At 57.2% G+C, this 19,594-nt stretch carries 18 protein-coding genes and 2 pseudogenes; 5 read left to right on the top strand and 15 right to left on the bottom strand.

The window, feature by feature from the left end; translation table 11 throughout:
* Positions 1-8 precede the first annotated feature (8 nt).
* From DVA44_RS09655 to DVA44_RS09620, 8 genes are all read right to left on the bottom strand, one after another.
* Positions 9-749 (bottom strand): SDR family NAD(P)-dependent oxidoreductase, encoded by a 741-nt coding sequence (locus DVA44_RS09655; protein WP_114386473.1) that lies wholly within the window; start codon positions 747-749, stop codon positions 9-11.
* A gap of 10 nt (positions 750-759) precedes the next feature.
* Positions 760-1,239, bottom strand: a complete 480-nt coding sequence (locus DVA44_RS09650; RefSeq protein WP_114388396.1) for an aromatic-ring-hydroxylating dioxygenase subunit beta — start codon at positions 1,237-1,239, stop codon at positions 760-762.
* Positions 1,239-2,552, bottom strand: a complete 1,314-nt coding sequence (locus DVA44_RS09645; RefSeq protein WP_114386471.1) for a Rieske 2Fe-2S domain-containing protein — start codon at positions 2,550-2,552, stop codon at positions 1,239-1,241. Before DVA44_RS09645 ends, DVA44_RS09650 begins: the two co-directional genes overlap by 1 nt.
* 28 nt (positions 2,553-2,580) lie before the next feature.
* The gene (locus tag DVA44_RS09640) at positions 2,581-3,093 is read right to left on the bottom strand and encodes a nuclear transport factor 2 family protein (RefSeq protein ID WP_114386469.1); all 513 of its coding nucleotides are present in this window, start codon (positions 3,091-3,093) and stop codon (positions 2,581-2,583) included.
* 11 nt (positions 3,094-3,104) lie between these two features.
* Positions 3,105-3,461, bottom strand: a complete 357-nt coding sequence (locus tag DVA44_RS09635) for an IacB protein (RefSeq protein WP_103822320.1) — start codon at positions 3,459-3,461, stop codon at positions 3,105-3,107.
* A gap of 21 nt (positions 3,462-3,482) precedes the next feature.
* Positions 3,483-4,610 (bottom strand): acyl-CoA dehydrogenase family protein, encoded by a 1,128-nt coding sequence (locus DVA44_RS09630; RefSeq protein ID WP_114386467.1) that lies wholly within the window; start codon positions 4,608-4,610, stop codon positions 3,483-3,485.
* Between the two features lie 102 nt (positions 4,611-4,712).
* Positions 4,713-5,837: an amidase gene (locus DVA44_RS09625; protein ID WP_114386465.1), complete on the bottom strand. Its 1,125-nt coding sequence runs from the start codon at positions 5,835-5,837 to the stop codon at positions 4,713-4,715.
* Between the two features lie 335 nt (positions 5,838-6,172).
* Positions 6,173-6,637 carry a MarR family winged helix-turn-helix transcriptional regulator gene (locus DVA44_RS09620; protein ID WP_103822323.1) on the bottom strand — a complete coding sequence of 155 codons (465 nt, stop codon included), beginning with the start codon at positions 6,635-6,637 and terminating at the stop codon, positions 6,173-6,175.
* Between the two features lie 372 nt (positions 6,638-7,009).
* Between DVA44_RS09620 and hpaX the strand changes: the two genes are divergently transcribed.
* The 3 genes and pseudogenes from hpaX to DVA44_RS09605 form a co-directional block, all read left to right on the top strand.
* Positions 7,010-8,395: a 4-hydroxyphenylacetate permease gene (gene hpaX / locus DVA44_RS09615; protein WP_103822324.1), complete on the top strand. Its 1,386-nt coding sequence runs from the start codon at positions 7,010-7,012 to the stop codon at positions 8,393-8,395.
* Positions 8,396-8,723: 328 nt separating this feature from the next.
* Positions 8,724-9,530, top strand: a complete 807-nt coding sequence (locus DVA44_RS09610; RefSeq protein ID WP_114386463.1) for a Zygote formation protein zyg1 — start codon at positions 8,724-8,726, stop codon at positions 9,528-9,530.
* Between the two features lie 138 nt (positions 9,531-9,668).
* Positions 9,669-9,905 (top strand): annotated as a pseudogene (locus DVA44_RS09605) (helix-turn-helix domain-containing protein); the annotation flags it as partial.
* A gap of 50 nt (positions 9,906-9,955) precedes the next feature.
* Here the strand turns inward: DVA44_RS09605 and DVA44_RS09600 are convergent.
* The 5 genes from DVA44_RS09600 to DVA44_RS09580 all read right to left on the bottom strand — a co-directional run bounded on the left by DVA44_RS09600 (position 9,956) and on the right by DVA44_RS09580 (position 15,313).
* The gene (locus DVA44_RS09600; RefSeq protein ID WP_103822326.1) at positions 9,956-10,705 is read right to left on the bottom strand and encodes a phage antirepressor KilAC domain-containing protein; all 750 of its coding nucleotides are present in this window, start codon (positions 10,703-10,705) and stop codon (positions 9,956-9,958) included.
* Positions 10,706-10,833: 128 nt separating this feature from the next.
* Positions 10,834-11,670: an MBL fold metallo-hydrolase gene (locus DVA44_RS09595; protein WP_114386461.1), complete on the bottom strand. Its 837-nt coding sequence runs from the start codon at positions 11,668-11,670 to the stop codon at positions 10,834-10,836.
* 12 nt (positions 11,671-11,682) lie between these two features.
* Positions 11,683-12,480 carry an OBAP family protein gene (locus tag DVA44_RS09590; RefSeq protein WP_114386459.1) on the bottom strand — a complete coding sequence of 266 codons (798 nt, stop codon included), beginning with the start codon at positions 12,478-12,480 and terminating at the stop codon, positions 11,683-11,685.
* 89 nt (positions 12,481-12,569) lie between these two features.
* Positions 12,570-13,913 carry a carbohydrate porin gene (locus tag DVA44_RS09585; RefSeq protein WP_114386457.1) on the bottom strand — a complete coding sequence of 448 codons (1,344 nt, stop codon included), beginning with the start codon at positions 13,911-13,913 and terminating at the stop codon, positions 12,570-12,572.
* A 41-nt stretch (positions 13,914-13,954) separates the two neighbouring features.
* Positions 13,955-15,313 carry a glycoside-pentoside-hexuronide (GPH):cation symporter gene (locus DVA44_RS09580; protein WP_114386455.1) on the bottom strand — a complete coding sequence of 453 codons (1,359 nt, stop codon included), beginning with the start codon at positions 15,311-15,313 and terminating at the stop codon, positions 13,955-13,957.
* Between the two features lie 332 nt (positions 15,314-15,645).
* On the opposite strand from DVA44_RS09580, the pseudogene DVA44_RS09575 reads away from it, so the two are divergent.
* Positions 15,646-17,289, top strand: a pseudogene (locus DVA44_RS09575) (alpha,alpha-trehalase); the annotation flags it as partial.
* Between the two features lie 440 nt (positions 17,290-17,729).
* On the opposite strand, the gene DVA44_RS09570 reads toward DVA44_RS09575, so the two are convergent.
* Positions 17,730-17,984 (bottom strand): GlsB/YeaQ/YmgE family stress response membrane protein, encoded by a 255-nt coding sequence (locus tag DVA44_RS09570; RefSeq protein ID WP_103179996.1) that lies wholly within the window; start codon positions 17,982-17,984, stop codon positions 17,730-17,732.
* A 206-nt stretch (positions 17,985-18,190) separates the two neighbouring features.
* On the opposite strand from DVA44_RS09570, the gene DVA44_RS09565 reads away from it, so the two are divergent.
* Positions 18,191-18,922 (top strand): flagellar brake protein, encoded by a 732-nt coding sequence (locus DVA44_RS09565; RefSeq protein ID WP_114386453.1) that lies wholly within the window; start codon positions 18,191-18,193, stop codon positions 18,920-18,922.
* A gap of 36 nt (positions 18,923-18,958) precedes the next feature.
* Here DVA44_RS09565 and emtA read toward each other — a convergent pair whose 3' ends face one another.
* The gene (gene emtA, locus DVA44_RS09560) at positions 18,959-19,570 is read right to left on the bottom strand and encodes a membrane-bound lytic murein transglycosylase EmtA (protein ID WP_103179998.1); all 612 of its coding nucleotides are present in this window, start codon (positions 19,568-19,570) and stop codon (positions 18,959-18,961) included.
* Between the last annotated feature and the right edge of the window lie 24 nt (positions 19,571-19,594).

Raw genomic sequence — 19,594 nt, 5'->3', positions numbered from 1 at the left:
TTGACTCCTTAACGCATAAACAGACCGCCGTTGATGTCCCAGGTCGCCCCGGTGACAAACGACGCCTGCTCTGATGCCAGCAAAGCCACCGCCTGGGCGACAAACCCGGCTTCGCCTAACTGGCCGACCGGGATCATCTGCAACAGCCCGGCCATCTTCTCTTCCGGCACCAGGGCGTGAACCATCGGCAGATCCAGCGGGCCCGGGGCGATGGCGTTTACCGTCACGCCGGATTTGCCGAGCTCGCGGGCAAAGATTTTGGTCAGGGTCAGGATCCCGCCCTTCGAGGCCGCATAGTGGGCGCCGGAGGCGGTGCCGCCGTTCTGCCCGGCTAACGAGGCCAGGTTGATGATGCGGCCGTAGCCTGTACTTGCGAAGTACCGCCCCAGGGTCTGGCAGCCGACGAAGGTGCCGCGCAGGTTGGTGGCGATCACCCGGTCAAACTCCTCCACCGTAATTTCCATCACCGGGGTGGCGAGGGTCAGGGCGGCGTTGTTGACCAGCACCTCCAGGCTGCCGAAGCGTTCAATGGTTGCGTCCAGTGCCTGCACAAAATCCTGCGGCTGGCAGATATCCAGCCCCAGCGCCAGCACCCTGCCCTGGCCGTCATCGAGACGATCCGCGGCTTCCCGGGCGCGGGCCACATCAACGTCGGTCAGCACCACCTGATACCCCTGCGCCAGCAGGTGAGTGGCAATCACGTTGCCCAGACCGGCGGCCGCGCCGGTCACTAATACGGTTTGCGTCATGGGGGGGTCCTCAGAGGATGTAGCCGATGCTGTGCAGCACATCGTCGCTGTTGACCAGGCGGATCACCTTCCGGGTAATCAGCAATCTGCCCTCCTGCGGTTTCAGGTGCCAGGTGATGTCCGCGGCGTAGTGGCGGCTGTGGCCTTTGCGGTGCTCCCACAGTGATTGCGCCCCGCGCACCACAATCAGATCCTCACTGGACTCCAGCAGGCGGAAGCGCGACAGGGTGCGCAGCGTTCTGGCGCGCGGCGTGGTGGAGATGGACTCCCCGCTGTAGAGGCGCTTCACCCTCTTCTCCCGCATGTGGTGATCGTCGCAGGCGTAATTAAGGGTGTTTTTAAAATCGGTTTCGTTCGGGTCGATGGGCACCACGTACAGGCCGTCGCGCTGCCAGAGATCCAGCCAGGCGTTGAACTCGCCCTGGTCCAGCAGATCGCCTTCGAGGTTGATTACGGACATCGCCGCAAACAGCACAGAATCTGGCGTCATCATTTTTCGCTCTCCGTCATCAATTTTTTCCACTGCTGATAGGCCGCGCGCATCCCGGTTTCGGCGCTGACGTCGCTGCGCAGGCCGTCGTCGGTGCGATACTCCCCGGCCAGGCCGCGGTTGAGCATGATCCACAGCTCATCCCCCGCGGTGGCCCCGCGCTGGACGCGCTCCCAGGCCTCGGAGTCGTCCGGCGTGCCAAAGCCCATCGGCCCCTGGAAGTGCTCGTGCAGACGCAGGCGCGCCTGGTTCGCGATCTCCGGTCCGCCGTGCATGGTGATCACCGCGTGATGAATTTCGGTTTCCATCACTGAGATGGGTTGCAGGACGCGGAAGAAGGCCATTGAACAGGCGATGTTCGGGAACAGGTTGAGGTTGAAGCCGGAGCCGCCCACCGCGCGCACGATGCGCCTGACCTGCTCTTCGTCATGCTCTTTACGCAGTGCGTCCGCCAGCTCGACAAAGCGCTCCGGGATTGGCGCATCAAGGTTGGCTTCCAGATCCACCAGTTCAGGGATCATCACCATGACGCTGTGGCCGTTGCCGAGATCTTCGACATAGCCGCTGCCGTCCACGAAGTTGAGCATCTCTTCGGTCTGCTTATCGACCGAACTCAGGAAGGAGCGGTGCACCACCGGGAAGTGATAGCCGTCGGTGGTGTTCTCCAGCTGGATCTTCCAGTTGCCCGGGAAACGGAAGCGGTGCGCAGGCCCGGTTTTGATCGGGTAGCCCGCCCCCTGCTTCATAAAGAGATCCATCCACTTCTTCGCCGCGCCGAGGAAATCCTCCAGCGGTTCGATCTGCTCGTTAAAGGTGGCAAACACCATGCCCGCATACTGCTCGGTACGCAGCGACACCAGCCCCAGTTCGTTCTTCTCCAGTTGGTCGGCATAGCTTTCCGGGTGCGGCACGCCGCGCAGGCTGCCGTCCAGGGCGTAGCCCCAGCCGTGGTAGGGGCAGACGAAGCTGTTGGTTTTGCCGCTGCGGTGTTCGCAGACGGTGGCCGCGCGATGGCGGCAGCGGTTCAGCAGGGTGTGGATGGCGCCCTTGCGGTCACGCACCACGATCACCGGCTGAGTGCCGATCTCGGTGGTTTTGAAGCTGCCGGTCTCCGGGATCTCGCTGACATGTGCCACCCAGACCCAGGTTTTGCTGAAAATACGCTCCAGCTCCAGCTGGAACAGCTCGTCAGAGGTGTAGAGCGAGGTGTGAACGCGGTCCGCCTTCACCAGAGCCGCAATCGCTTCCCGGCTCGGGGCCGTCGGCGTCGTGGTATCGATATTCTTAACGTTGATGATCTGGTCACACTGCATAATCTGTCTCCTGCTCGTCGTCGAGGTTCTAATTGTTGTCAGGTACCGGTAGCGCATCCGCCGCATGCCAGTGGCTTACCGGCCTGCTGAACAGGTTGCGGGTGGTAAAATGGTGCATGGTCATCTCCCCGGCTTCGCGACGGAAAATAATCTGCAGCTCGGCAGCATTCAGGTGCGCGCCACCGGCGGTAAAGGTGGAGGTTTGCAGCATCTGCCAGCGGCCATGCAGCTCGCCGTCGGCATCTTGCCAGAGCGCCTCGGAACATAAAAAGTGGCCATTCAGGGCGAAGTGCGCGGGCGTGCGGACGTAGCCCGCCATCATCGCTTCAATCGCCTCGCGCCCCTGATGCCTGCCCAGCCGGGTGGCGTAGGGTTCACCCAGCCCTTCCCAGCAGGCGTCTGCGCTGAACAGCGCGCCGATGGCCTGTACCGTCTCCATGCTGTCGAGGCGATCGCACAGCCGCATGTAGGTGCTGATACAGACCCGGGCGGCCTGCTGATCCTCAAGCTGCTTTAAACGCAGCGCATCCTGTGGGCTCATGGTGTGCTCCGTTACTGAATGATCAGTTCGCGACCGACGCGGGCTTCGATCTTGCAGTACTTCCACAGCTTGTACTCGCCGTCGCCCACCGGGGTGGTACGGAACAGGTTGCAGGCAGCCACCACGCTGTCGAGGCTGTCGGCATCGGCCAGCACGTAGGTGGTCCAGGGCGAGGTGGTGGACGGCCCGACCATCAGGCGGTCATCGTCCATATTGCCGATGACGCGGATGCCCTGGGTTTCGTCGATACCTTTCATCATCACGCCGAACGCGCCCCACACCTGTTTGGCTTCTGCCGGGGTGGCATCAAAAAAGTTCTGGTTCACGCCGATGCAAAACAGCACGCGTAAGGTTGTTGTCTGGCTCATCTGTTGCTCCTTTGGTGAAAATTACAAATAACCCGGCAGAGGCTGGCCACCGAAATAGACCGTACCGGCGTTGAGATAAGAGAGGTCGCCCATAAAGGCGTGCTGGGTGATCACCAGGGTGTCGCGGACATAGCGTTGCAGCGGACTTTTCAGGGTGATGCCGCCCATGCCGTTCAGCGCCAGCGCCTGGCGGGTAACTTCAGCGGCCACGCGGGTGGCGTGGGTGGAGGAGAGCCGCAGGGCGTTGATCTGCGCGCAGGCAGGATCATCCCCGGCAAGGATGCACTGCCACACCTCGTCGATGGCCTCATAGAACCAGGCCCGGGCGGAGCGCAGTTCCGCTTCGCAGCGGGCTATCTGCATCTGCGCCTGCGGACGGTCGGCCAGGCGCGGCGCGCCGGTCACCGACTGCTGGCGATGGGCAATGGCATAGATTTCATTCAGGGCGGCGCGGGCGACGCCGAGCGCCACCACCGAGAGCACCTGGGTGGCAAGGGAGAGCACCGGATAGCGATAGAGCGCCCCCTCCAGGTTAAGCGCGCCGCCGCGCACAAAGGTCCACTCCTGCGGCACAAAGGCATCGTTGACCACCAGATCGTGGCTGCCGGTTCCGGCCAGGCCGACGGTGTTCCAGACCGGATCGATCTGCACGCTGTCGCGGGGCAGCACCGCCATGCGCGGCAGCGCTTCGCCGCTCTCCGGCAGGATGCCGACGCCAAAGACCGAGGCGCCCATGCTGCCGCTGGCAAAGCCCCAACGGCCCGAGACGCGGTAACCGCCATCCGCCAGCACCGCTTTTTGCGGCGGGAAGATGCCGCCGGCGAAGACCACGTCCGGGCCGTCACGGTAGAGTTCTTTTAAGGTGTCCGGCGGCAGCGCCCCAAGATAGAACGGGCTCATGCCGAAGCTGGCGACCCAGCCTGCGGAGCCATCGGCGGTGGCAATCTGCTCGATCAGCTCACAGAACTGTGCCGGGGAGCACTCCTCGCCGCCGTAGATTTTGGGGACTAACGCACGGTAGACGCCCACCTGCTTAAAGCGGGCGATGATGTCGTCTGAGATATGACGCTGTTGCTCAAAATCGGCGCTGCGGGTGGCGACTTCATTCAGCAGTGGAACGAGCTCCTCACGAACATGAACGGCAGACATAGCTTCCTCCCAAAAGAGTGTGCGGCCCGCAGAGAGACGAGTGCTGCCGCAATGAGTGGTACTCACTGAGTTAGTGTTGAAACTGTCGGTAAAGCGGGATGGTTAGCGGCGTCGTCGCTCAGAGAGCCATTCTGCCGCCTGCACCAGCAGCCCCTCGTGCCCTTTGGCGGCAACGAGTTGCAGCGCCACCGGACGCCCATCAAGCGTGCCCGCGGGCAGGGTCAGCGCCGGGTGGCCGCTGAGGTTGAACGGGCGCACCAGTCGGGTGAGGTTCACCACGCTGAGCGGATCTTGTGCCTCTTCCAGCGTGGGCGGCAGCTCCGGCAGGGTTGCCAGCGCCAGCAGCGGGGTTTTCGCCAGCTGGTCATCCACCTGGGCGGTAAATGTGCGGCGGATCGCTTCTGCGGCCTCAAGAGCACGGGCATCGATCCCGGCTCCGGCACGGATGCGGGTGGCGACGTCGGCAGAGACCCTGTCGTCACTCAGTAGCGTTTTAAAAGCCTGCCAGTTTTCATGGCTGATGAGGGTCAACCCGGCGCGATGGGCATCCCCCAGCAGCGGCAATTCAGCCTGACGCGGTTGCAGGTCAGCCTGGGCGAGGAAGTTCAACAGCAGGGAGTCGATGCTGATGAGCGCCGACGGGATAAAGCCGATGGCGGGCATTCTGTGCAGCGGCGCATCAACCGGCAGCGCCAGACGGGTCAGCACGTTACGCAGAACGTCCGGCTCGCGGGCGAAGATCCCCACGCAGTCCAGGGAGCTTTGCGCGGGCATCACCCCTGCCCGGCTCAAGGCACCGTAAGTGGGTTTTAAGCCGAGGATGCCGCAGCAGGCGGCGGGCATACGCACCGATCCACCGGTATCGGTGCCGAGCGCAAAATCCACCTCACCAGCAGCCACCACTGCGGCAGAGCCGCTGGAGGAGCCGCCGGGGATCAGGTCAGGAAACAGCGGGTTAACCGGCGTGCCGCCCCAGGGGTTGATCCCGGTGACGCCAAACGCCAGCTCGTGCAGGGTGGTTTTACCGGTCAGGATGCACTTCTGCCCGAGAAGGGTTGCGACCACGTCGGCATGCTGTTCCACCGCCGGGTTTGCGGCCAGCGCCGGGCAGCCTGCACGGGTGGGAAAGCCTGCGATGTCGAGGGTGTCTTTTACCGCGAAGCGGAGATCGCCTTCGCCGAGGGTACATCGGGTGACAAAACCATTGCTCTCAGTAACAGGCTGCATAATTTGCACCTTAACCATAAAAAACGAATCATATTTGGGTGACGCACTCTTCGCTGCGGTTCGACCCACGTTTGTTCTGGTCAATCATGGAAGATTTAGATGAATATTCAAGTAATATTTCACGTTATTTTTACGAAAAAATAACACTGATACATTTTTATAACAATTCATCGAGAGAGGCTTAGGATGATGATAAATAACAATAAACGTGGCGCAGAAATGAAAAAAGAGCCGCTCTGGTCATCAGAACGGCTCTTTTATAATGTTATACTTTACAGTGACTTATCTTGAATTTTTAAGGCTGTCACAAATCCGTAATTCTCTGCGGGAACTATTCAAAGCTCGTTGAGGTTGTCGAGTACTTTCGACAGCGAGAGGTTCATTTTTTCCCGCTGGGCCGCGGTCATACCCTTAAAACCCTTCTCGAAAACCTTGCTGGTAAGACGGTGTGCCTCGGCTACTTTTTCGCGTCCGGCATCGGTGAGCATCACTTCGGTCACCCTGGCATCCTGCACGCTGCTGGCGGTGGTCACCAGGCCATCGTCCCGCAGGCGGCCAACGATTTTGGTGACGGTGGGCATTTTGGCCATGGCGTATTCGGCGATCTGCGAAATGCTGGCCTTACCGTACTGCTCGGTAATCATCAGCACCCGAAAGCGGGACACATCAAGCTGCACCTTTTTCAGTGTGATTTCCATCACTTGCGTATAACGCGCGTAGACGTTAACTATCCAGTAGAACGGGAACTCTTCGCGGTGAAAAGTGGGGCCGCTGTCTGACGATGTGTTCGTATGACTCATGAAATGACGTTCCAGAAGTAATGCATTGACCGCAATTATACCCGCTATTTATCCCCCGCTATAGCCCGATCGCACCCTGCCTCCTGCTGTTAACAATTCGCTGCGCCGCAAAAGCCGATCGACATCGCATTATGATTCGAAAACGCTACGAGATTAACAATTACGTATCATTTTTTAAACAGAACATTGACGTCCATGCCTGCGGTTTCCTATACGTTAGCGCACGTGTTTGCATCGCGTGCACCGGGTAATCCTCTTGCCCGCTAGCTATCGGCTTTTTTTTAAAAATTTACCTGCTTATCAATTAATTATAAAAACACCCCCGACTAAAACGGGGATTACATTACCTCTAACCGTTATGTGGAGCATTTCATGAACGACAGCCCATCGATGGAGCAAACACGTGCTAGCGTGCTGGCTCCGCCTGCGTCTGCTGACGACACGCTCGATCCGCGTCAACAGCGGGTGATCAAGAAACTATTCCGGCGATTGATCACTTTTTTGTTCATTTTGTTCGTCTTTTCGTATCTGGATCGCATCAACATCGGCTTTGCCGGCCTGACGATGGGCAAAGATCTGGGCCTCACCAGCACCATGTTCGGACTGGCGACCACGCTGTTTTACGTGATGTATGTCATCTGTGGGATTCCCAGCAACGTGATGCTGAGCATCGTGGGTGCCCGTCGCTGGATCGCGATTCTGATGGTGGTGTGGGGGATCGCCTCCACCGCCACGATGTTCGCTACCGGCCCTAACAGCCTGTACGTGCTGCGAATGCTGGTGGGAATTGCCGAAGCGGGCTTCCTGCCAGGGCTGTTATTGTATTTAACGTTCTGGTTCCCGGCGCACTACCGCGCTCGCGCCAATGCGCTGTTTATGATTGCCATGCCGGTGACCATGGCGCTGGGTTCGCTGGCATCCGGGTATATTCTGAACCTCGATGGGGTGATGAACCTGAAGGGCTGGCAGTGGCTGTTCCTGCTGGAAGGCTTCCCGTCGGTCATTCTGGGCTTTGTGGTTTGGTTCTGGCTGGATGACAGTCCGGATAAAGCGCGCTGGCTGACCCAGGATGACAAGGCCTGCCTGAAGGAGATGCTGGAAGCGGATCGTCTCAACGCCCAGAGTAACCAGCTGCGGGAGCAGGCCGCGCTGGCGCCACAGCAGCGTAGCCTGGTGCGCGAGCTGTTCACGCCCACCATCATGCTCTACACCCTAGCCTATTTCTGCCTGACCAACACCCTGAGCGCCCTGAGCGTCTGGACGCCGCTGATCCTGCGCAGCATCAGCGAGGAGAGCAGTAACGTAACCATCGGTATCCTGAGCGCCATTCCGCAGGTCTGTACCATTGTGGCAATGGTCTGGTGGAGTAAACGTTCCGACAAGCGCAACGAGCGTAAAGTCCACACCCTGCTGCCGTACCTGTTTGCCGCTGCAGGCTGGATCCTCACCGCCACCAGCACCGATCCGGTGCTGCAGTTCACCGGTATCGTGATGGCCTCGGCCGGTGCCTTTGCCGCCATGGTGATCTTCTGGACCACCCCGGATCGTTCCATCTCCCTGCGTGCCCGTGCGTTGGGTATTGCGGTGATCAACGCCACCGGGATGACCGGCGCCGCGCTGGGGCCGCTGCTGATGGGCTGGATGAAGGATGTCACCGGTAATTTCAACGCCGGGATCTTTATGGTGGCCGGTTTCCTGGTGCTGGGTGCGGTGGTGATTGCATTGATTCCAATGAAACAGGCTGAACCACAGCGATAGTTCTTCCCCTTACCAGCCCGGCGCAGCAGCCCTGTGCCGGGCTTTTTTGTCGATATCCTCGCCCTGCCTCGCATAAGCCCTGCCTGAAAAAGATCATTCTGAGTGATACATTGCCACTTTATTATTGATAAAAACTATTAAAAACGGATTATTGATCACTTTTAATTATATAAAAGCCAGAATAATGATATTCATCACGTTTTCTTTCTTTAATTAAGTGCATATTTAGCACCATAAGAATTTGCTTAAAAAAATATAATTCACTGCAAAAGTGAACGTTATTCGCGCGTATTGTTATTTTTGTAGATTTTATTAAGAGGGTTAGTTTATGAGCGCTGAACTGATTAAGGAATCGGTTCTGAATACAATGGTTGATGCGGGGAGAATGTTCTTAGAGCAATATAAATTTATCTCGCCTGAGTTGGAAGAAAAACATCAGGGCCTGATGGCGTTAGACAAGGCGGATGATACTGAAAAAGATGCGCTGTTCTGGATGAATCAAACAGGAAACATGTTCTATGTCTCGACATCTCCTGAATTGACCATACGAACCAAAAAATTATTTGCTAGCGTGGCGATGTTGTTCGCAGCGATGACCAGCGCAATGGATCAGGCGGGTAAATCACTTTTTGACTATGAGGCCTGGTTGTCACTGGTGGACAAGTCTGGTTTTTTTATTGAAGTGGAGAAAACCAGCAGCATGCTGCTGATTAAAAAGAGTGACGTCGCCGTTAATATCCAAATCATTCAACAGCTCATCCCAGGCCTGAGTACTGACAGCGCAATGGCGATAGCCAAAGGGGTGTTAAGTACGATCCATGGCGAATTACAGGCAACTGAACGCGATGAAGAGGCTAATGTGGGTCACCTTCTTTTCATCTGTGAAGAGCTCTACGGGGTACCGAGCATAACGATTCGTCTGTTCTATGCATCCCCAAAATCTCACCGCGCCATCATTCAGGCACCTTGCCACACGTCGGCTACCTCTACGTTTGAGCAATTACAGAACGCGCATACTTTTCTGTTTGCTTCACCCGATACGATATCTGAATATGCGAATCTCTTTACAGATCAACCTGAGGAGTATAGGAATCTGATTGAGCATCTTAACGAGTTAATTACAGCCAAAGACTAATCCCGTTCTCCTGCTGAATTAAGCCAGCCTCATTTTGTCCACTATTATACGAAAGTGCTGAAGCGGCACGGCTATCTTAAAACAGGTGTCCATTAACATTAATCTGGCTAACCCAGATACCCTCTGCGGCTAGCCATTTTGTTTTTCGATTATGCCTCCGCGGCCACTGGCACCAAACCAAAGGCAAAACCCCACAGCAGAGCCAGCACGCCGGCAAACTCTCTGAGCGAACTGCGGATGCGGCTGGCGATCCAGTATATCGGGCAGGAAAAACAGGCGATTGAAACCGTGGCGTTGCGTCTCGGCTACAGTTCGCTGGCAGCATGCAGCCAGGCGTTTAAGCGTGTTGTCGGCCAGTCTCGGGGCATTGCGTGAAGCCAGTCAGACCCCAGAGGAGATCTGACCGGTTCGCTTTACAGGAGAGATTAAAGCCAGCTCTGCTGGACAGGTGCACCTTCTGTGCGCTCCGTGCGAGGCATTTCAATTGCCAGCGTTGACAGGTGTTTAGCCCACAGGTCAGCCACCCATTTCACGCCGCGGGCAGTAAAGCGTGCCTGAGACCAGGTGCGCTCGTTTTCGCCCACCCCGCTGTGCAGAGTAAAATAGCCCGCATCGATGTGGTGCTGCGGCGGAACCAGGTTCCCGCCGACGCGCTGCATGATATTCCGCTCAAGCAGGAACTCCCGGAACTGGGGCTCTTTCGCTTTGAGGATCTTACAGAGCTGACGGAAGCCCAGCGACTCCTTGACCTGAACAAACTGATCAAAGAACGCCGCCTTTGGTGCCCAGAGGGCTAGCTGCTCCTCAGCACGCTGGCGTTTTTCATACTGCTCGGCCCAGGCGCGCGCCGCCGCCGCCGGGTTGGTGAAGTCCGGGATATTGACGTTTCTCTCCTGCTCCTGCCAGCGATCGAGCATGGCGGCAGTAAAGCCCGGGGAGATACGTGAAACCGTCAGCAGGGAGTCCCGTTTGTTCAGCAAAAACTCCTGCCGCATTTCACCTTCGCGCTCATACAGGCTGGCCGTTACCGGCTGCGAAAGACGCTGCGCCGTTTCCAGGCTTTTTACCATGCGCTTCACCTCGGTATGAGCAATACCGGTCAGCTTCGCGATTTCGCGGCTGCTGATGGTGGCAAGCTGGCCACTGGACTGGAAAGTTTCAACAGGAATTACCATAGGTTTCACCCCTCACTCATACATTACTCGGGTAATTTGCTCTAATAGTATACAAATACCTGTTCAAATATCCAGTATAATTTTTAAACGATCTTCTCCCAAAGCAGGCCACGCCTAAGTTGTGGTAATTAGAGCTGTTTTGACTCTGTCGCCAGGCTCTCCAGTTCCCGTGCGTCATGGCTACAGAAAAAAGTGATGTCGTGCGAGTGCGCGCAGGAGAGCTCCCGTAGCCGCTGTTGGTTGTGTCGCCGGGTACCGTTATCCATCGCCATCATCCACTGGTAAAACCGCAGCCCCGGTGTGCAATGACGCTGCGGCTGGCGCATCTCATCCCGATAGAACCAGGCGTCGCCACCGTGCAGCAACCACCCCGACGGCTGGCTGATGGCGATCCCTGCATGCCCCGGCGTGTGCCCGGCCAGCGGCACCAGCAAAATTTCCGGCGGCAATCCGTTCAGCGCCGTCACCGCGTCGAAGCCAAACCAGCGCTCGCCCTGCACCTGATAGCCCTGCCAGCCAGAGGTGCCGCTCCACTGCCCGGGACGATAACGCTCCCGTTGCAGCCAGCTATGGCGCCGTTGCGCCGTGTCGATCTCCTGCTGCATCAAATGGATGCGTGCGTGAGGGAAATCGCTCAGCCCACCCGCGTGGTCGAAATCCAGGTGTGTAAGCACGATATGGCGGACATCCGCCGCGCTAAAGCCCAGCGCCTCGACGCGAGCGCGCGCCGTAAGCGACTCCCGACGCTGGATATTGTTCAGCGCCCGGAAAAAGCCCGACAGCCTGGAGGGTTCACGTACATCCCCTTGCCCAAAACCGGTATCCACCAGCACCAGCCCGTCGCGGTCGGTTTCGATAAGCAGGCAGTGGCAGACCAGGTGCGCATGTAACCCCTTGCTGAAACCGTCGAACAACGCGCCGCCCAGCGGGCACATACAACCACAGTTAAGATGATGAATCTTCATATCGTCTCCTCATCAGGGTGTGTGTTTCTGCTGACTCTGCTCGGACGTGCCGAAATGGGTGGTGTCCCCATGCCCGTGTTCACCGCTACCCTGCACACGTTTAAGCTGAATGACCTCGCCGCGCTGCCAGGCATTTGCCCCTTCCGCTACCGGATGGGCCACAATGTCGGTACGCTGGGCTTTGATCTGCTGCGTATCGATCCCCAGACGACGATCGCGATCCGCCAGCAGCCGGGGATCGAGCTGTCCCTCGCCGGTAAAGCCCATCATCAGCGCAGGTATGCCGAGCGGCAGGGTCTTGTCCCTGTCCGTATGCCAGGTATGCCAGGTTTTGCCGTAGGTGTTGACGATTTTATTCATCAGCGCTTTGTCAGCGACCGCAGGCAAGCCGGGCGCCACCAGGCTGCCCGATTTCACTTCATACTGGTGGCTGTGCCAGAGCTTTTTCTCCTCCGGCGGCAGGCTGTTAAACAGGCGTTCGCTGATGATGTACTCCACCCCCATCAGCCGGGCATCCTTTGTATTGCCGTCATAAATGACCGCCTGCATGACCTCTTCATTGAGTACAGTCACGTAGTGATGCGCCTCCATCTGCCCGTTTTTATCTCCACTGTAAAAATGAAAACCGTCAAGATAGGCGCTGATGGCATCTATCGGCGGACGGGACTGGATCACCTGGGCGCCCGTCTCCAGGGTGCTCAGGGTGGCGGAGGTACTTTTACCGGGAACAGGTGCCTGAGGCGGGGTGTTATTCGCCCCGCAGCCGACAAGCAGCACAATGGCTGGCAGGATCTGAGGTAATGATTTCATTGGCACTCCCTTTCATTATAACCCGTTATGAAGGTAGTGCAGATGTGGCAAGCCAGCCAGACCGTGCCGGAGGTCTGGCTGGCATTCGATCAGAAGTAGTATTTAAAGCGGAGGCGGCCACCGTAGCGGGCGTCGGTGTCGCTGTTACCCTCTTTCGGCTGGGCATCTATCCACGACGCATAAGCCCCGAGATAAACGTTGAAATTTTTCATTTTCATTACGTTAGGGAACAGATACGACGCGTGAAGCGTGTGGATGTCGTAATCGCCCGGATGGGTGATCCAGCAGTCGCCGTCGCAGTCATCATTCAGCCCGGCAGCGTTAAATCTGTCAATCTCGTTATGGGCGTAGATATAGCCCAGCTCAATGTTCTTCCACAGACCATTCACCCCGGCGGTGAAATCAGTTTCGTCGCTGGCGTCCATGTAGGCGGTGTTGAGGTTGACCACTACGCCGTTATCCGGGTCGGTTTTTTGCCCGTTCCAGTTCATCGTCAGGCCATAGCCGGTGCGATCGGACTGATCGATCCAGTGGCCTTCTGCATCCCGATAACCGTAAGCGTTGTTCACCAGGTTGCTCTCCATGGCCAGCGCCGTGGTGAAGCGCCCCTCTGACCAGGCGATAACCGGGCGCACATAGGCCACGTTTTTATCGTTATCCAGATCCATGCCATGGTACTGCTTATCGACAAAGAGCGAGCTGCCGTTTTCCAGCAGGGTGTTGACCTCAAAATACCAATTACCGAGGTTTTTACTCAGCAGGAAGTTACCGCCGCTGTCGCTGCGCCCGCGCCCCTCTTTCATCATGTAGATGTAGCCATAACCGTCACTGTAGAGATCGTTCGCCGTGTTGCCGGAGTACTCGATAAAGGTGTCCTGGTTAAGAGGAAACATGTCGTAGGCTTCGAAGCGCCCGACTTTGATTTTCCAGTCGTTCTCCTGGCCGAAGAAGAAGACCGCGTCATCCAGATTCATCTTGCCGGTAAGATCCGCCAGCGGCTGCACCGAGAAACCGGCAAACTGGCCGTTGTCCATTCGCCGATAGCCGTCAAACCCCAGCAGGAGACGGCCATTGATATCCCAGCGCTCGTTATTTGACGGCGCCCAGTCCTTATTGGCGCTGGTGCGCATGGATGTCAGGCTGCCGCTGCGGCTGGCGGCGTCCATATTAAACTCCACATCGCCATAGAAGCGCAGATCGCCATAGCCTGACAGGGTTAACTTCGGCGCTGGCGACGTCTGGGGTTCAGCTGAGACCACATTTACCGCCGGAGCCTGTTGCGCCTGCTCTAAGCGCGCAATCTGGGCTTCGGCTTTTGCCAGACTGGCTTCCAGCCGGGCAATTTTCTCCTCCATGCTGTTCGTTTGGGTGGCCGCCAGCGTGGTCGCCGGAATACAGGCGCCGACCAGCAGCGCAATATAATGAATACGCATAGATTCCATCCTGTGAGTTTATTGTTGATTCCACTGTTACGTTAGGGTTTTGCAAATTTTCCGTTATTTAGATCAGTCACCACGGTATTCATTACCTGTTCATCGAGGCGGTAGAATTTAATTGCCAGCGCGGTCAACAGATAAAAGAGCGAGGGGATAAGGGTAAATAACCAGACAACCCCCTGCACCGCCTGAGGGGATTGCACCGCTGCGCTGGCTTGATATTCAAACCCGGCCAGAACCCAGCCCAGAATAGCGCCGCCGACAGCCACGCCTAATTTAATGACAAAAATATTGGCCGCGACATTCATGCCGGTAATTCGCCGCTGGGTTTTCCACTCGCCGTAATTATTGGCGTCGGTGATCATGGACCACTGCAGCGCGCCGTTTCCGCCCTGCACCGTCTGGATAAGAAAATGGGCCACCAGCGGAATCAGCCAGTATTGCACCGGCAACCAGAAGCAGACGATGCCCAGCCCGGCGTTGAGCAGGTTTATCCAGAATGAGAGTTTGATTTTGCAGAACCGGGAACCCAGCGGCTGCGCCAGCGCCGAGCCCAGCATTGAGGCGATCATCCCGCCCAGCATAAACAGCGAGATAATAGTGGAGCCCTGACGCAGCACGGTATTGACGTAATAGACCACCGCGCCGCCGCGGATCACCACCGCCACCAGCATCATGAAGTTGTAAATGGACAGAATGCGCCACTGCTCATTGCGAAACAGAATTTTGACGTCACGGACGACATTCAGATTTTCTTCTTTGATGGGCTGGACGCGCTCTTTGGTGGTGGCGAAACAGATGATAAACATCAGGCAGCCAATCACCCCGAAAATGGCCATCGCCATCTGAATGCCGCTCGCGCGATCCTGAGGATAGAGATAATCCGCCAGCGGCAGAATGCAGGCGGTGCCCAGCGCGCCGCCCAAGGGGGTGATGGCAAAACGCCAGGATTGCAAAGAGAGGTTTTCCCGCGGATCGGAAGTAAGTGCCGCGCCCAGCGAGCAGTAAGGAATATTGATGGCGGTATACATCAGGGTCATAAAGATATAGGCCGCCACGGCATAGACCACTTTACCGCTGTCAGAAAAGGACGGGATGGTATAGACCAGTACGCAGCTGACCGCGAACGGGCCGCAGATCGCCAGCAGCCACGGACGAAAGCGTCCCCAGCGTGAGGAGGTAGCATCTGCAATCGCCCCCATTATCGGGTCGGTGATGGCATCCAGCAGCCTGACCAGTAAAAACATTGTCCCCATCACTGCGGGCGGCAGCCCGTAGATATCCGTATAGAAATAGGCGAGGATCGCCACGGAGGAGTCAAAGACGATATGGCTGGCCGCATCGCCGAGGCTGTAGCCTATTTTCTCTTTTACCGTTAATTTTTCCGTTGCCGACATTTCAGGTCTCTCCCTGTATTTTTCAGTCAGTTTGATGTTGCTGCCGACATAATTTCCATATCCCTTCCAAAGCAATCTATTATGTTTTCTCGCTAAGAAGTTATGATTTTCGCTTTATGTGATCCGCGTGTTTAATGGTTATTTACGCGATAAATAGATCGCACCGCTTATATATTTTTCGCGTGAATTCCGCCTCCTGAATACGCAACGGTAAATAGTCTGGTTTTGTGCAAAGTGTTACCTCCGACACGCGAAGTGACAAATATTCGACTAAGGTTTTCAGGTGATTGATGGCAGCGGTCGCGCTGCCCAAAGAACCCAGGAGAACAACCATGATGAGACCTCAGCAGCAAACAGCATTGCGGCTGGCGATTGGCGGCATCCTGCTTGGGATAACTGCCTTTAGCTATGCGGAAGAACCGTCCGGCGCCCGGAAACAACCACCAGACATTCTGTTTGGCCCGCTGTTTAACGATGTGCAAACCGCCAAACTCTTCCCGGATCAAAAGACCTTCGCCGATGCGGTACCGAAAAACGATCCCCAGACGATCCTTGCCGACTACCATATGCAGCGCAAACAGTCCGGCTTTGATCTGCGCCACTTTGTAGAGGTGAACTTCACCCTGCCGACCGAGAAAGAAAAATATGTGCCACCTGCCGGGCAGAGCCTGCGGGCGCACATTGACGGTCTGTGGCCGGTGCTGACGCGCACTACCTCCAGCGCCGGAAAGTGGGATTCCCTGCTGCCGCTGCCGAAGCCTTACGTTGTGCCGGGCGGACGTTTTCGCGAGATCTACTACTGGGACAGCTACTTCACCATGCTGGGGTTGGCGGAGAGCGGCCACTGGGACAAAGTCTCCAGTATGGTGGACAACTTCGCCTACGAACTGGACAGCTGGGGTCATATCCCCAACGGTAACCGCAGCTACTACCTGAGCCGCTCCCAGCCGCCGTTCTTTGCCCTGATGGTGGAACTGCTGGCGACGCACGATAAAGAGGCGCTGAAAAAATACCGTCCGCAGATGGAAAAAGAGTACGCCTACTGGATGGAGGGGGTAGATGCCCTTCAGCCGGGCCAGGCCAGCCAGCGGGTGGTGAAGCTCGACGATGGCGCCGTGCTTAACCGTTACTGGGACGATCGCGATACGCCGCGCCCGGAATCGTGGCTGGATGACATCAACACCGCGAAAAAATACCCCAGCCGTCCGGCAACCGAGATCTACCGGGATCTGCGCTCCGCCGCCGCCTCCGGCTGGGACTTCAGCTCACGCTGGATGGACGATCCGCAGCAGCTGGGGACGATCCGCACCACCAGTATCGTGCCGGTGGATCTGAACGCCCTGATGTTCAAGATGGAAAAACTGCTGGCGAAGGCCAGCCAGGACGGCGGTGACAGCGCCGCAGCCAGCCGTTACGAGGGCCTGGCCTCCGATCGTCAGAAAGCGATGGAGCGCTATCTGTGGAACGACAAAGAGGGCTGGTACGCCGATTACGATCTGAAAACCAAACAGGTACGTAATCAGCTGACCGCCGCGGCGCTGTTCCCGCTCTACGTCAAGGCCGCCTCGCAGGAACGTGCGGACAAAACCGCCTCTGCTGCCGAAGCCCAGTTGCTGAAAGCAGGGGGCATTTCGACCACCACCGTTAACAGCGGCCAACAGTGGGATGCCCCTAACGGCTGGGCGCCGTTGCAGTGGGTCGCCACCGAAGGATTGCAGAACTACGGGCAGGATAAAGTGGCGATGGACGTGACGTGGCGCTTCCTCACCAACGTACAGCACACCTACGATCGCGAGCAGAAGCTGGTGGAGAAATATGATGTCTCCACCACCGGCACTGGCGGCGGCGGCGGTGAATATCCGCTGCAGGACGGCTTCGGCTGGACCAACGGCGTGACGCTGAAAATGTTGGATCTGGTCTGTCCGCAGGCGAACCCATGCGACAAAGTACCCGCCACGCGACCCGCGGCCAATGAGGGTTCGGTAACCACCACCCCATCGACTACCGGCGCACAACCTGCGGCGAATGGCACATCCACCACCAGCGACCAGCCAGCGGCGACAAGCACCCCGTCGACAACTAACCCGTCAACGACCACAACGCCACCGGCTTCTAATGACACGTCGACAACCACGACGCCACCGGCTTCCAATGACACGTCGACCACCACAACGCCACCGGCCTCCAATGGTACGTCGACCACCACGACGCCACCGGCCTCAAATAACTCGTCGACCACCACTACGCCACCGGCAACCACCGACCAGCCAGCGGCTAACGATGATCCGACAGAAACGCAGAAAAGTGTCAGCCAGCAGTAACCTCCAGGCCGGGTAAGGCGTATCCGCCACCCGGCATACTGTCCAGGCTCTGCCCATAAAAAAACGGCTCTTGTAAAAGAGCCGTTTTATCGGTTTCAGGCGCGTCGTACCATCCTGTAGATAAGTAGTACCAGAATGGCACCCACCACAGCCACCAGAAAACTTTGCAGGTTAAATCCGGATACACTGCCGCCGATGCCAAACATGGTTGCCAGCCAGCCGCCGACAACCGCACCGATGATCCCAAGGATACAGGTCACAATAAAGCCGCCGCCATCACGTCCCGGCATGATGAACTTTGCGATAACGCCAGCAATCAGACCAAATACAATCCAGGCGATGATACCCATAGTGTTGCCCTCTTGCAGAGTTAAGCTTGCGCAGGACACCCGCCCGCGCAGGTAATAGTAAGTATAGGCAATCGCCGGAAATCAGTTTTACTACACCGACTTAATTGCGATTCAGGCGAAAAAATAATTGCCGGTTTGTATTAAGTTCCGCGGCCCGCTGCCGATAACGCATCCACAGACTGTCATCTATCGAGGAGCCCTGGGGCGTGAGTAATTACAGTGAGCAGTTCCTGAAAACTAATCCGCTGGCTGTATTGGGTGTATTACGCGATCTGCAAAAAAATGACGTTCCCGTCCGTATCAGCTGGGGGAACAACCAGTTCATCAGCAAAATCCTGGATGCTACCCCGGAACGGCTGATCATGGATTTTGGCAGTCAGGAGTTTGAAAACCGCTCGGTGTTACGCGCGGAGAATATCACCGTGGCCGCCGATACCCAGGGGGCCAAAGTCGAGTTCGACCTGCCGAAGGTGGAACAGGGTGACTACCAGACGCTGCCTGCTTTTATCTCGCCGCTGCCGGCCTCCGTATGGTGCATTCAGCGCCGGGAATATTTCCGCATCAATGCCCCGCTGCATCCGGCCTACTTCTGCAAAGCCAGAATGCCTGATAAGAGCGTCATTCGTTTCCGTCTGCACGATCTGTCGCTGGGCGGCATGGGCGCGCTGATGGATACCGCCAAACCCGAAGGCCTGGTGGAGGGGATGCGTTTTTCGCAGATCGAGCTGGATATGGGCGGCTGGGGCCGCTTCTTTTTCGATGCGCAGCTGATAACCGTGAGCGAACGTAAAGTGGTAGACAGCAAAAACGAAACCATCACCACGCCGCGTCTGAGCTTCCGTTTTCTCAACGTCGGGCCGGGTCCTGAACGTGAACTGCAGAAAATTATCTACTCGCTGGAGCGTGAAGCGCGGGAACGTGCCAACAAAGTGCGTTAATCGCCACCGGGCAGCACGTGGCTGCCCGGCAACAGATTACATAGCGTCCATCGCTTTCTGTACTTTCCAGATATAGCGCGGAGCCTGCGGGGCGGGATGGTTATTGACGACATGATCAAAGAATTCGTCTTTATCCATGTCATTGATTTCGGCGATCGCTTTTTTGCGATCCGACGAGAAGGTGCGCAACAGCGCGCCCGCGCCGTTCACGTATGAAACCACCAGCGCATACTGCATCACCTCCGGATCCTCAATGCCGTTCAGGATCCCGTGTTCCAGAATGCTCAGGTAGGCGGTACCCATCGAGATGTTGCGTTCCGGATTCTTCAGCTCGCTGGTAGAGGGTTGCCCGCTCCAGCCCATGTGTCGGTAGACCTCACGCCCGGCGGTGGAGGCTTTCAGCTGCATCAGACCCACCGCGTTCGATTTACTCACCAGGTTCGGGTTCCCGCCCGACTCCACCGCAATGATGGCGGTGATGAGCCGCGGGCTGACTCCCCAAGCCTCACCGGCTTTTTCACTGATCGGCATCCACTGCATCGCCCGTTTAACCGGGACTTCCGGGTTCCATTCCGGTTTCTGGTAATCCTGCTTTGAACTACAGCCTGCAAGTAACACAATCAAAAAAGCAAACCATCTCAATTTCACGTCATCTGTCCTTATGGTCATTCA

Source organism: Leclercia sp. W17, assembly GCF_003336325.1.
In the GTDB taxonomy this organism is placed as follows: Bacteria; Pseudomonadota; Gammaproteobacteria; order Enterobacterales; family Enterobacteriaceae; genus Enterobacter.
Note: the sequence above shows the minus strand (reverse complement) of the source record. Positions and strands in the feature narration are given on the sequence as shown.